Source organism: Flavobacterium soyae (genome assembly GCF_045348165.1).
In the GTDB taxonomy this organism is placed as follows: Bacteria; Bacteroidota; Bacteroidia; order Flavobacteriales; family Flavobacteriaceae; genus Flavobacterium; species Flavobacterium soyae.
In genome coordinates, this window is sequence record NZ_CP150845.1 from 4577266 (window position 1) to 4592554 (window position 15289).

7 protein-coding genes are annotated in these 15289 nt (G+C 32.7%); 5 read left to right on the top strand and 2 right to left on the bottom strand.

Annotation, left to right across the window (positions count from 1 at the left end; genetic code table 11):
* Positions 1 to 49: 49 nt before the first annotated feature.
* From AABD74_RS18985 to AABD74_RS19005, 5 genes are all read left to right on the top strand, one after another.
* On the top strand, positions 50 to 4204 hold the full coding sequence (locus tag AABD74_RS18985) for a two-component regulator propeller domain-containing protein (protein ID WP_406843947.1): 4155 nt from the start codon (positions 50 to 52) through the stop codon (positions 4202 to 4204).
* Between the two features lie 652 nt (positions 4205 to 4856).
* The gene (locus AABD74_RS18990) at positions 4857 to 7961 is read left to right on the top strand and encodes a SusC/RagA family TonB-linked outer membrane protein (protein WP_406843948.1); all 3105 of its coding nucleotides are present in this window, start codon (positions 4857 to 4859) and stop codon (positions 7959 to 7961) included.
* Positions 7962 to 8020: 59 nt separating this feature from the next.
* Entirely contained in the window at positions 8021 to 9544 is a 1524-nt protein-coding gene (locus AABD74_RS18995) for a RagB/SusD family nutrient uptake outer membrane protein (RefSeq protein ID WP_406843949.1), read from the top strand.
* 8 nt (positions 9545 to 9552) lie between these two features.
* On the top strand, positions 9553 to 10656 hold the full coding sequence (locus AABD74_RS19000; RefSeq protein ID WP_232680221.1) for a hypothetical protein: 1104 nt from the start codon (positions 9553 to 9555) through the stop codon (positions 10654 to 10656).
* Between the two features lie 134 nt (positions 10657 to 10790).
* Entirely contained in the window at positions 10791 to 12179 is a 1389-nt protein-coding gene (locus AABD74_RS19005) for an endo-1,4-beta-xylanase (protein ID WP_406843950.1), read from the top strand.
* Between the two features lie 440 nt (positions 12180 to 12619).
* On the opposite strand, the gene AABD74_RS19010 is transcribed toward AABD74_RS19005, so the two are convergent.
* Positions 12620 to 13534, bottom strand: a complete 915-nt coding sequence (locus AABD74_RS19010; RefSeq protein WP_406843951.1) for a glycoside hydrolase — start codon at positions 13532 to 13534, stop codon at positions 12620 to 12622.
* A gap of 633 nt (positions 13535 to 14167) precedes the next feature.
* Positions 14168 to 14998 carry a M57 family metalloprotease gene (locus tag AABD74_RS19015; protein WP_406843952.1) on the bottom strand — a complete coding sequence of 277 codons (831 nt, stop codon included), beginning with the start codon at positions 14996 to 14998 and terminating at the stop codon, positions 14168 to 14170.
* Positions 14999 to 15289: the final 291 nt, after the last annotated feature.

Here is a 15289-nt window from a genome sequence, read left to right on the forward strand (position 1 = left end):
ACCCATTTTATTTTCAATGAAAATTGATAATAATAACATTAAAATGTAAATGAAAAATATCAAATATATTCTTTTATGCTTCTTTTCACTTATCAACTGCCTGTTTTCTCAAGGAAAATTTGACAGTTACCAATTTAGAAGCATACAGGAAACTACCACAAAAAGAGCTGTTTCTTCTATTAATCAGGATAACAATGGTTTTATCTGGATAGGCACAAACGGTGCTGGTTTGTATCGATATGACGGGGTAAATTATTTTGGATATAAATACGATAAAAAACCCGGATCTGTAAACAGCAACTTTATTTACACCACTTTTATTGATTCTAATAATAATTTATGGGTAGGTACAGATGAAGGATTGTGTTTGTACAACAGAGATTTAGATAATTTTACAAAAATCAATATTGAGGATGTAATTACAAAAGGATATAGTGAACCCATTACCGTAAAAACAATTATTGAAGACAATAACGGCAATTTATTCTTAGGGGCTTATGGTTTTGGATTATTCAAACTTAATATAAAGACTTTAAAAGCTTCGCTGGTTCACTCAAAGGTGTTGGACAAACCTAATTTTCTAATAAAATCTTCGGTAAAAAATAAGCAGGGAATTATTTATTTAGGAACCAGTTATGGTCTTTTAGAGATCGATTTAAACGGAAAAGTTAAACAGGTTTACAAAGACAAATTTAAAAGAGAACCTTTGCTGGACGATATAGAAAGCCTTGTTATTGATAAATTTGGATATCTGTGGATGGGAACGACTGAAAACGGTCTGATAAAAATTAAACCCGAAACTGATAATTATCAATTTGAAAAATACACTATTACCAAAAACAAAATCTTATCGATCGTACAAAGCAATCTGGATTACATCGTATGCGGTACAGAAAATGACGGATTACTGGTTGTAAATTATAAAGGACAAGTCCTTCGAAAATACCTGCACAGTAAATACGATAATTTTAGTTTAAAATCTAATTCCGTTTGGTCGTTATACGAAGACAAAGAAAAACGGCTCTGGTTAGGATATTTTAATAAAGGACTTGGTGTTTTTGATAAACCTAATAACAAATTCAATTCTCTTGAATCACTTGTAAATAATGATAATTCTTTGCAGACTAGTCATGTAACTTCAGTTATAAAAGATAAAAAGGGAAATTTATTAATAAGTAATGAAGGCGGCGGACTCGACATTTATAATCTTACGAATAAAAGTTACATTCACGTTAATCAAAATAATCAAAACTATTACTCTGGTTTAGATGCTTTTGACATTCAGACCATATTTGTAGACAGTAAACAAAATATCTGGATAGGAAGCTGGGATCGAGGAATCTATTTTTTAAAAAATGGCACTACCCGATTCATAAACTACAATACTACAAATACTACAGGATTAAAATCGAATCGAATTTTTAGTTTTTCGGAAGATTCAAAAGGCCGAATCTGGATTGGAACTTTTATAAAAGGGCTGCATTATTTTGATAATAAAAGCAGCACATTTGTGCATTGCGACTCTAAACCTTTTTCAGATAATGCTTTAGACAATGCTTTTATCCGTAAAGTTTTTGTAGACTCAGATAATGTATTGTGGGTAGGAACAATCTTAGGATTATATCAGGTAAGTTTAAAAGACGAATCCGGCTTTAAAGTGGCAAAAATGCGCGATGCAATGTTTAGCGGCATAAATAAACACAATAGTATTCAAACTATTTTATCCATTTATGAATCTAATGATAAAACGATATGGATAGGAACTGACGGGCAGGGATTATTTAGTTATAATAAAAAAAATAAGGTATTTTCTAATTATGATGATTTTCCGGGTTTTAAAGAAAAATCTGTTCGTGCCATAATTTCAGACAATAACGGTTCATTATGGGTAAGCGGCGGATCTGGTTTAACAAAACTGGATTTTAAAAATAAGAAAAGCACCAATTTTAATAAAGATGATGGTCTTATTGATAACGATTTTAATAATAATGCCGTCTTTAAAGATGGAAACGGAGAGTTGTATTTTGGCGGTTATGAAGGCGTAAATTATTTTAATCCTAACGAAATTAAAAAAGCCGAAAAAGCACCACGCTTGTATTTCAGTGATTTTAAATTATTCAATCGATCCGTAAAACCAAATGAAGAGGCTTCGCCTTTAACCAAAGTAATTTCGCAGACTAAAGAAATTACGCTTAACTACACACAATCGGTTTTTACGATTGAATATGTGGGAATTAACTATAATTATTCTAAAAAAAATCAATACGCCTATTATCTCGAAGGTTTTGAAAAAGACTGGAATTATGCCGGAAATAACAGAACAGCAACCTATACAAATCTTGCGCCGGGCAATTATACTTTTAAAGTAAAATCGGCCAATGCAGATGGTTCCTGGAGCAATAACCAATTAGAACTAAAAATAAAAATTCTTCCCCCGTGGTGGAAAACCTTTTGGGCTTATTTAATCTACGTCACTATTTTAATTTTTCTAATTAGATATATTAATAAGATTTATCAAAATCGTTTTAAAGCGAAGCAGGCCATTATTTTAGAAAAAGAAAAAACCATTCAGTTAGAGAAATTAAACAATAAAAAATTACAGTTTTTTACCAATATCTCGCATGAATTCAGGACACCATTAACGCTGATTATTAATCCGCTAGAAGATATTTTAAGAAGCAAAAAATTGTCTCCAGAAATACATAATAAATTAAAAATTGTACACAAAAGCTCTGACAGGCTTTCCAGGCTTATTAATGAGCTTATGGATTTTAATAAATTAGAGTTTAATAAAATTTCGCTTCAGGCGAAGAACATTGAAGTCGTAGCCTTTACAGAAGGAATCATTGGCTATTTTGATGAAGAAGCCGCTGCCCGAAACATTAAAGTTAATTTTGAGTCATCACTTGATGAACTTGAAGACTGGCTGGATCCTAAAATGCTTGAAAAAATACTCTTTAATATTATTTCAAACGCATTTAAATTTACGCCGGATAATGGTTCTATAACTATTTCTATAGATACATCAGATACAGATAATGCATTGATAATTAATGGAGAAAAAGTTCCTTCGTTTTCAATAACAATTACAGATACAGGTTCAGGAATTCGTAAAAAAGATTTAAACAGAATTTTTGACCGGTTCTACCAGGTCAATAATGTAAATAAAGATTATTACGGCAGCACCGGAATTGGTTTAGAGGTTGTCAAAGAATTTATTGAGCTGCATAAAGGAAAAATTGAAGTGGAAAGTGAAGTTGGAGAAGGCACAAAATTTAAGGTAACATTTCCTTTAGGCAGGTCTTTTTATAAAAAAAGTGAAATAATAGATGAGATTTTTAAAACAGAAAAAAACAAAAATCAATTTTTATTTGACACTGCTGATAATCAAACCAATGAAGATGATTTTACGGATGAAGCCATCGACAACCCTGCAGAAAAAACTGCAAAACCTTATACAGTTTTGATTGTCGAAGACAATCCTGAATTAAGAGGTTATTTAAAAGAGGAACTGAGTAAAACCTACAAAGTTATTACAGCCGAAAATGGTAAAAAGGGCTACGAACTTGCGGTGCAAAAATTACCGGATTTAATAATTACAGATGTTATTATGCCGGTTATGGATGGACTGCAGTTGTGTAAAAACATAAAAGGAGATTTAAAAACAAGTCACATTCCGTTACTGATGCTTTCGGCAAAAGCAATGGTAAAAGACAGATTAGAAGGTATCGATTCTGGTGCAGATATGTATTTGAGCAAACCATTTGAACTGGATATTCTAAAATCAAGCCTGGCACAGCTTATTACAAGCAGACAGATCATGTTTAAGAAATTTTACAGCGGCATTACAAAACAAGGAAAAGAAAAAACAACGTCGCTGGATAATGATTTCATTCAAAAAATCCTGCATTTTATTAATGAAAATATCAGCGAACCAGAATTGACTGTAGAACTTTTGTCTTCTAAAATCTTCCTGAGCAGAAGTCAGCTGTATCGAAAAATAAAAACATTAACAGGCATTTCTGTTAACGAGTTTATTAGAAATGTACGATTAGAGAAAGCAAAACAGCTTATTGAACAAGGCAACAATAATATTAACGAAATAAGCTATAAAGTTGGGTTTACTTCTCCCTCCTATTTTGCCAAATGTTATAAAGTTAAATACGGTCATTTACCTAATCAGGAAAAAAAGACAAAAGAATAAACTATACAAAAACAATTTAAAAAAGACAATAATTAACCCGTTGGGTGAAATTAATTTAACACATAGAAACATAGATTTAGAATGCTTAAAAAAGGCGTTTCACTTGTTTAACATAGTTGGCTATGTGTTAGAAACGAGTTTCTTTTTAAGCTCTTTCTTAGTAGAAAAATCTATGTCTCTATGTGTTGAATAAAAATATATGAATTACACCCAACGGGTAATCATTAATTAGTAAAGAGCTTCGGTTTAAAACTGAAGCTCTTTTTTTGTCAGTCAATTTTTTCAAAAATCGCAGCTTTAAACTTCAAATAAAAATCAACATATAAAAAATATTACTGCTGTTTTTTAAATAAACAATATTTTTTAAGCAAAAATTTTAGCAATAGCTCAGTACCTGTTTTTAATGCATTAGAAGCTTATTTTACTGATAACAGGGATTCAGAAGTTTTTTTTGCATCATCTGTTGCACAATATGCATCATCTGTTCTATAATACAACATCTCTACAATTTACTTTCGTTAAGAAAAATTTAAGAAAAAAGTTCTCTTGTCAAAACTCAAAATAATCAACCGGCAAAAGATCAAAATTTTAAATGTTTTTCTAAAACTTAGCGATTAACTAATTATTTCAAGTAAACTAACAACCAAATTTTATGCAGAAAAGAACATTAAAAAAACTATTGTGTTTAATAGTATGTATGTGGGGGAATTTTTTCTTCGCTCAAACTGTTAAAGGTAAAGTAACATCAGGCGGAGCCAACCTGCCGGGTGTTAGTGTAATAGTACAAGGAACAAAAAACGGAACAGTTACCGATTTTGACGGCAGCTTCGTTTTAAACAATGTAGAATCAAAAGCTATCCTGCTTTTTAGTTATGTAGGATATAGAAATTTATCACTGCCGGCAGATACAAAATCTGTTATGCAGGTTACTATGGTAAATGACCTGGAGAAATTAAATGAAGTAGTGGTTATAGGATACGGAACTTCCAAAAGAAAAGATATCAATGGAGCGGTTTCTTCTATTAAAGCCTCTGAAATTCAGGACAAGCCCTTTGTCTCTATCGATCAGGCTCTTGTAGGTAAAGCCGCAGGGGTAAACGTTACCCAAAATTCAGGTACGCCGGGAGGTGGAATTTCGGTACAGATTAGAGGAATTACCTCTATTAATGGTAATGAGCCTTTATATGTTATTGACGGAACGCCGGTTTTTGCAGATAAAAACAACGATTCATTTTCATTCAGCGCATTAGGCGGAGGAAGCGGACAAACTAAAAATTCTGCTTTGTCTGGTTTAAATATTTCAGATATTGAAACTATTGACATCTTAAAAGATGCGTCTGCTACTGCAATTTATGGTTCGAATGGTGCAAATGGTGTTGTTTTAATTACAACCAAAAAAGGAAAAAAAGGAAAATCAAAATTTGCATACGAAACGTATTTAGGTACACAACAAGTAACCAATACAGTTGATGTTTTAAACTTACCTCAGTATGCAGCTTATCAGGCAAAAATTTTCAAATTAAATGGTGAACCTGTTCCTTATCAATATCAAAAACCTAATTTATTAGGAAATGGAACAAACTGGCAGGATGAACTTTTTAGAACAGCTACAATGTATAATCATCAGCTTTCATTCTCTGGTGAAAAAGAAGGAACACGTTTTTACACCTCTTTAAATTATTTTGATCAGGAAGGAATTGTTTTAAATTCAGATTTCAACAGATTATCGATGCGATTAAATGTTGATTCTAATGTAAAATCATGGCTGAAAATTGGTAACAGCTTATCAGTAAGTAAAACATCTCAGCAAGTAGTAAGAAACGATGACAGAGGCGGTTTAGTTATGAACGCATTAAGACAATCTCCAGAATTACCGGTTAGGTTTCCTGATGGTTCTTATGCAGGGCCGACTAGTGGTTTAGGATCTTCGGCAAATGAAGCAACTAATCCAATTGCTTTGGCAGAATACAACAATTCTACTACAGAAAGATTTAAAATTAATGGTAATTTATTTGCTGATTTTACGCTGATCAAAGGATTGGTTTTTAGAACAGAATTAGGGTATGATTTGAATTTTTCAAAAAGTGCCACTTTTGTACCTAAATACACTTTAGGAAGTGTAACTGAAACTTTAAACAAATCATTCAAACAGCAGGATCAAAGCTATTATTGGAATATTAAAAATTATTTGACTTATAATAAAACAATAAACGATAATCACAATTTTACTTTCTTATTAGGTCAGGAAGCGCAGGAAAGCCGTTATGAATATTTAAGCGGTTACAGAACTGGTACCTTTTTAAATAAAGATTTTACAAACTTAAACATAGGAGATATTGATACTGCACTGAACGGAAATGGTTCTGGAAGATGGTCAATGTCATCTTATATTACGAGGTTAAATTACAGTTTTTCTGACAGGTATTCTTTCTCTGCTTCTTTAAGAGCCGATGCTTCATCAAACTTTGGGCCTAATAACAAATGGGGTTATTTCCCTTCATTCTCCGGAGGTTGGACAGTTAGTAATGAAGAGTTCTTTCAGCCTTTATCAAACAGCATAAATTACTTAAAATTTAGAGCAGGTTACGGTTTGGTAGGAAATCAAAATATTCCGGCAAACAGATATCAGACTATTTTATCATTGCTTGCATCTCCTTTTGGAGGTGTTTCTCCAACAATTGACAATTTAGGAAACCCTGATATTAAATGGGAATCTCTTAAATCTTTCAATGCTGGTTTTGAATTGGCAACACTTAACAACAGAGTAAAATTAGATTTTGATTATTATATTAAAAATTCATCAGATTTCCTTACTAAACAAATCAATGACGAATCGAATCAAAGTGCACTTAATTATTACCTGAATACTGGTGAAATTGTAACAAAAGGAATCGAGCTTACATTAAATACAAGAAATATCGTTACTGATAATTTTACATGGGACAGCACGATTATTTTTTCAAAATACAATAATGAGCTGACTAGTTTTCAAGGTCAGGGCAAATCTTTATTAGGAAAAGTACAATTCGATTTATATAACGTTACCAAAACTACTGAAGGACAGCCGGTAGGGCAATTTTATGGATATGTAACAGATGGTTTGTTTAAAAATGCTGCAGAATTAGCCGCAGGGCCAGTTCAGGAAACTGGAACAGGAATTGGGGATATTCGTTTTAAAGACCTTAACAACGATGGAAAAATTGATAGTAAAGACCAAACTGCCATAGGAAGTGCAATTCCTGATTTTACTTATTCATTCACCAATAACTTTAAATACAAAAACTTTAATTTATCAGTTGTTTTGACAGGTAGTCAAGGTAATCAGATTTACAACTTTACACGCCATTATACTGATGGGATTTACCCGGGATTTGGCGATAGATTTGGAAATGTCAGCACTCAGGCACTGCAGGCTTTTGAACCTGGGGTAAACGAAAATACTGATGTGCCGAGAATTACGCTTAATGACCCAAATGGTAACGGTAGAATTTCGAATAGATTCGTTGAAGATGGTTCTTATTTAAGAATTCAAAACGTTTCTTTGAGCTACGATTTACCAAACAAGATATTCGATAACTCTTTTATATCTAAAGTAAGATTGTATGTAAACGTTCAAAATTTATACACGTTTACAAAATATAGCGGTTTTGACCCTGCCCTTGGAAATTTAGATCAAAATATAACACTAAGTGGTATTGATTTAGGACGTTATCCTGTGCCAAGAACAACTTCAGTAGGAGTAAATTTAGAATTCTAAGATTGATAAAAAACATATTTAACTTAATGATTCATACTCATTAACATAAAAAAATAGTTATGAAAAAACTTTTTAAACTTTTTATGATGGGAATGCTGATACCATTGCTGTCTTTATTTTCTTGTTCAGATGATTTTTTAGATGCGCCATCTGAAAATCAGTTAACACCAGCTGATTTACCTGAAGGGGTTACAGCTTTTGACGGAATTGCTGAGAGTTTGTACTTTAAACCGTGGTTTACTTTTAACGATAAATTCCTGATTGCTGTAGGCGATATGTATGCCGGCAACGCTTTTACATTTGACGGTGCTTATGCGCAGTTTAAAGATGCTCAGGTAACCTCACAAAACCCAATCCTTACAGAAGGATACGTTTCGTTATTTTCGGTTGTCGATCAATCTAATAATTTAATGAGTTTAGTAGAAGCCCGAAAAAGCGAACTGCCTGAAGCATCCTATAAAAATGCTATTGCAATATCAAGATTCATGAGAGCAAATGCTTATTTCTATCTGGTAAGAACTTTTGGAGCTGTGCCTATTATTAATAAAGCAGGTTCTGCAGCACAGCCAAAAAGAAATCTTATTTCAGATGTTTATAAATTCATCAAACAAGATTTAGAATATGCTGTCGCAAATTTACCTGAAAAAGCAGCAAAGAAGGGGTACGTTACTAAATATGTGGCTATGGGTATTCTTGCAAAAGTACATTTGACTTTAAATGAATATGGAGAATGTGCCGCTTTAACCCAGAAAATTATTGGAAACCAATATACTTTAATTAAGGATTATGGAAACTTGTTCAGCAGTCCGGAAAATAACAACAGTGCAGAGAGTATGTTTGCTTTACAATGGAAAGCTATTGCAACAGAATGGGGAACACAAAATACAAATCAGGCTTATATAGTTCCCGCAGGTACAGGAATTACAGGCGGTGGTGACGGATGGGGAGTTTACCTTCCTTCTATTTCATTACAAAATGGTTTTGAACCAAACGATACCAGAAAAAAGAGTACTATTATGACCGATGGTGACTTTTACCCTGAATTGTTAAAAGATAATGGTGGTTTTCTTTATAAAAAAATATACTCTTCTACAGCGGCTAATTTTAGAAAATACATTGTAGGTTCTGCTGCTGAAAGAAACGATGTATTTTTTATGAAAACTTCACAAAACACCATCATATTAAGATATTCTGATATTTTATTAATGAATTCTGAGGCGATTTTGGCCGGAGCCGGTTCAACTACTTCCCCAGCTGCTTTAAGTACTTTCAATCAAGTAAGATCAAGAGCAGGATTACCTACTAAAACTGTATTAACAAGAGACGACCTTTTTAATGAAAGAAGAGTTGAGTTTGCTCTTGAAGGACAATATTTCTTTGATTTAAAACGCCGAGGTCTGGCCGAAGCAACAGCAATTATTTCACAGCAGGAAGTTGGTTTTTATTCTGATGATGCCAGAACAGATCTGGTTTCCAGAAAAATAACTCCGGGAAGTAATTATTTTGAACTGCCATTACCGCAGTCTGCTATTGATACTAATCCATCATTATTAGAACCTCCGGTTCCTTTTAACTTTAACTAACTTATATTATGATCAATAAAATAAAATATAGAATTCTAATTCTTTTCGCATTGGCTTCATTTACAGCTTGCCAAAATGACGATGCGGTTACTGCAAACGTAGATGCCATGGTTGCTGAACCCGGAGATTTACTTAATCAGGCCTTTCCATTAAATAAAGTCAGAGTTGAAGGCAAAGGTTTAGAGGGATTAAAAAAGATTACACTGGATAATAAAATTAACATCAGTTTCAATCCAAACTATAACTCAGATAAATCTTTTATTTTCACGATTCCTTTTGATGAAAAACTAGGAAGCAGATTTGGGGTACAGCCTATTACATTTGTAACCGCATCTGGTACGCTGACTAAAAATATTGAAATTTTACAGCCTGTTCCAACGATTACAAAAACAATTCCGGCTGTAGCAACTCCGGGATTTCCTCTGGAAATTGAGGGTACTTGGTTTTATAATATTTCATCGGTAACTTTAGGAGGAAAAGCGTTAAGTTATACTGTAAAATCGTCTTCTTCGATTATTATCGGTTTACCATCAGATGCAGTTTCAGGATCAGAACTTGTGATTACTACACCCGGAGGTGACGCAAAAAAAACAATAAATTTTGCTACGATCGTTCTTGTATCTGATTTTGACGGAAATGGCGTAAGAAAAGATTGGTTCTCTTATGGTGATGTCGCTTCTTTTGATGCAAATACTGCTGGCGGGCCAACAGGCAATTATGCAACATTTACCTGGTCTGGTGCTACCGCAAATGGCTACAACGGAAGCAGCGCCGGAGGAGGAAGCAGTTTCTTAAGCGCAGGTAATACAGATGCTAAAAAAACTTATATAGATATTGATATAAGTGCGAATGTTGCAGGGGCACAATTTGCCATTCAATTAAATACTATTGATGGTAAAGACTATGCCTATAATTTTAAAATCACCGATGTAAACTGGGCGACCAAAACAATTTCAATAGCCGATTTTAAAGATAATTATGGTTATGGGTCAAATTCAGCAGTTACATTAGATGTTTCTAAAATAAATGAAATCAAAATTGGCGTTATTCAAAATGATACTCCTAATCCAAGTGTAATAAAATACGATAATATTAAAATTCGTTACCAATAATTGATTGGCTTTGTATTCAAACTTAAAAAAAGAGGTTGTAATCAAAAACAGCCTCTTTTATAAAAAGTAAACCAAATAAATAACTATAAATAAGGATATTCTCTCTAAAAGAATATTCTATAATAAAAAACAGTATGAAAATTAAATTTTTACTAATGCTGACCTGCTTCGTCTTCCTTTTAAATGCCTGCTCAAAAGACGATAACGAAGCTGCTGATACTTTAGAAACCCCAATTGCAAACGCTCCAAAAGATGTAAATGATAATGGTTTTAAAGCAAAATGGAATTATGTTTCCAATTCAAAAAGCTATCTTTTAGATGTTTCAACCAGCGCAGATTTCACCACTTTTATCTCAAATTACAATGCAAAAGAAGTTACTGATTTAAATGAAGTCGTAGCAGGTTTAACCGGAGGAACACAATATTATTACCGAGTAAGAGCCAAAAATGAAACAGAAATTTCAGGTTATTCAAATGTAATTAGTGTTGTAACAACAGGTTCAAGCGGTATTCCTGAAGACCCTGCTTTTTTAAAGGTAAAAGCAAATAAACTAGCCAGCCCATTTTTTATAGGTATGTCTATAAAAGCTTCGCAATTAACGAATGGAAGTCCTTATGATATCATTTTGAAAAATGAATTCAGCAGTATTTCTGCCGAATACGAAATGAAAATGGATAAAATTTCTACAGCAAGCGGAGTTTACGACTGGACTGTAGCTGATAAAATTGTGGCGTACGGAAATGATAATGGTATTAATGTTCATGGTCATGCTTTAGTATGGCATAATGCAGTGCCACAGTGGTTAAAAGATTTTTCTGGTACTGATGCCGAATTTGCTGCAGAAGTAAAAAAATACATCACGGCTGTTGTTACCCATTATGCAGGAAAAGTAAAATCCTGGGATGTGGTTAACGAAGCGGTAGATGACAGCGGCGCTATGAGAAATACTATTTTTCTACAGCGAATGGGCCCTAATTATGTAAAAGACTGTTTTCAATGGGCAAGAGACGCTGCAAATGCAGCTGGCGACACATCATTATTATTATTCTACAATGATTATGCTACCTCAGCCAATACTGCAAAACAAAATAAAGTTTTTAGCCTTGTCGATGATTTAAAAGCAGGCAATGTAATTGATGGTATTGGTTTCCAAATGCACAACACTTATTTAAGCCCAACCAAAGCTCAAATAGAAGCAGATCTTAACAAAGCTGTGTCAAGAGGTTTGAAAATTCACGTTTCAGAATTAGATATACAAGTAAATCAATTTAATGATATTTCTAGTTTTACAAACGAAAGAAGATTAGCCCAAAAAGAAAAATACAAAGAAATGGTGAAAATTTATAATGCGCTTCCGACAGCAAATAAATATGCCTTAACAATTTGGGGAATGAAGGATAATGAATCATGGATTCCATTTAACGCTGAACTGGGCCACCCAGGAAATGACTGGCCATTACTGTATGATTCAAATTTTGCAATCAAAAGTTCGCATACCGGATTCCTTGAAGGTTTAGATTAAATTTTAAAAAGAGGCTGTCTCAAAAGTCAGAGCAGCCCCTATTTATTTTACACGTTTCTTTGTTCCGTAGGAACATTTCATAGGTAGAAATTATATTATTATCATCGTTTAGTTTGATATACCAGATTATTAAAAAACGATGTCAAAATCAAACGTTCCTACGGAACGTAAATGTGGATGACCTCTATTTTTTCTACCTATGAAACATTCCTAATGGAATGAAACCCGAAATCAAAAAATAACAAGTTATATTCTTTGTTCCGTAGGAACATTTCATTTGCAGAAACAAGTTAAGTTTGCTTTAAAAACAAACAAATAATTATAGTAAAAGAGCTGTCTTGACCTTTGAGACAGTCTCTTTTTTTTTACTAAGAATCTACTAGAAACAAAAAACACCACTTGAAAAAGCGGTGTTTTTTTATGCCTATTTTACTTTCTTATTATATCGGCTTCTTATATACCGTAACATCATCTACCCACATCATAACAGTTGTAAACAAATTAATTTTATTAGGGTTTATAAAATTTGAATCATTTGAACCTACATTCAAGTTGAAAATTATATTATGATTCTCAAATTTATTTAAATTAAGATTAGATACGCTGCTGTTAGTATATGTAGAAACTGTTGTATTATCGACCTTTATAGTTACCGTCACCACATTATCTTTCATTCTCCAAAAACATTCATATAAGTGCCATCCATTGTTTCCGTTTATATTAAATCCACCGGGATATTGTCGCTCTGCTGCGTTTCCTAATTGGTTCGCACCCACAGCAGTACCATAAAAAAGATTCGATGTAAAACGAGATGCATTTGGCGCAAAAGAATATCCTTCCATAATATCAATTTCTCCATGTGTAGGCCATCCATTTTCCTGAACAGTCCAGAAAGCGGGCCAGGCTCCATAAGTATCTGTAAATGATCTGTAATTAGCTCCATCCATTGCTAATAATTTAATATTGGCAGACAGCATATATTCGGTGTTATTTTCAGGTTTATATTGATAAACAGACTTAATAAATCCCGATTGGTATTTAGTGGCACTCAGCTTTGTAGTTTTAATTTCCAGACAGCCTCTTCCATCTCTTGATTGTATTGAAGGCACAGAACTATTGTAGTCACAATATCTGGAGTTGTAATCCGTACGCTGTACCTTTGTCCATTTTGAAAGTGAGGAGCCTACATTAAATGTATCTTCGAATTGTTTTATCCAGGGAGCTCCCGCTACTTTACTAGTACTTCCATTAGTACTTATATTATCCGTCATTTTTTCTGTTTCAGAATTTTCAACGCACGAAGAAAACCCTAAAACACATGTTAGCATTAATGTAATCATGTTTAATTTTTTCATAATTTTTTGGTTTAGATGTTAGTATTTAATTGTAATAATTGTTGGCTTTTAATTTCTTTTATATAATCCAGATTGTTTATAAACTGAAGAGCAGCCCCTCTATACAGTAATTTTTACAATACACATTTGGAGGATATTAGTTCGAAATCAACAGCAAAATTATTACTGATAAAAGTAAGTTTATATGAAAAAACTGAATAGTACATTTGACGCAGTTAATAGCATAGATGTTGTATTTTAATGTTATTTCAATAAAATATAACAGCAATTCCAAGTTCTGGACAATTTGTATGAACTATGCGTAAATAAAAATGTTTTTTTACGTGTTCTTTGATAACGATTTCGAGAATTGTAAAAGTCTTCTAAATAATTATCGCTATCTATTATTTACTAACTATTAAATTATTTATTAACCTTTAATTATTAAAAATGAAAATATAACTGTCAAATATCAGTTAAGTTAAATACTAGGTCAAATACGAACAGATATATAGGCGGCAGTCAAGAAATCTTATTAATTAAAAAATAATACGCTATTTAGGGCGAAATACCCAATAAAATAGAGGCTGCTTCACAAATTGTGAAACAGCCTCTTATATTTTGTAAAGAGAACTCTAATTCAACTTCTAATTTCTAATATAAATAATTCAGAGCTGTAACATCATTAGTATTGAAAGCTCCAGTCTCACTTGAAGTGAAACATGCTCTCATATAAGAAGTTGAATCATACCCTGTAGGTGTACCCGGGATATGAATTGCTCCAACACCGGCTGCTCCTTCATTTGAGTTCTGACCACAGCTCTGACGGCTGAAATAGTCTGTATGGCGTAAACCAATACAGTGTCCAATTTCGTGTGCGGCTACGTGTGCATTTACGTTTGTTGAGTAAGAATCTAACCCGGAATATAATGTAACTGAATTATAAGGTGCCCCTCCTGAAGGGAAACCTGCTACCCCGCCGGCAGATCCGGTTTGTCTCCGGACAACAATGTTTGCACCTGAAGTACTTGAACTAAAAGTAAGTGTAAAGTTAATAGACAATCCTAAATTATTATATCTGTTTATTGCAGCTGTCAATCCATTACGCATAACTGTACTAAGAGCTGTTGTACCAGTGCCTGTTAATCCAACAACTTTAATAGTTCTTGGGGCAGATACTAAATTAGTAGTGCGGTATTGTTCTGTAGTAATACCTCCGTGAAGATCCATTTTATTTAATTGTTCTTCTGTCACTATAATGTCACCTTCTACCAGGAACGCATCCTCAGTGGTGCCATCTAACTTAGTGTTTTTAATCACTTGAACATCTTTGTTATTTAGTGCAAGTGCATCTATTTTATTTAACACATCTTGTGTTACTTTAAGAGATTCTTGATTTGATTGACCTGCTTCTTCTTCTTTATTACAGGACAATACGGCTAGCGCTATAAATGACAACGCTAAAATTGATTTAATTTTCTTCATAATAATAGTTCTTTTTGGTTGTTTAAACAAGTTGATAAATCAGGGGTCTTTACAAAATATTAACAATATTTATATTCAAATTTATATAAATTTTAATCTTAAAATACTTATAAATAAATTATTTAACAAATTTAACATATTTTGTTATATTATTTTTATTAGATTTTTAATAATAATTATCTGATTATTATGGCAAGCCCAATAAAATCAATATTTAAATATAAATCAGCTTGTTAGACAGAATAATCCTGTTTCTAAATTTTATTTTGTTTAGCAGGTATTAAAAAATGA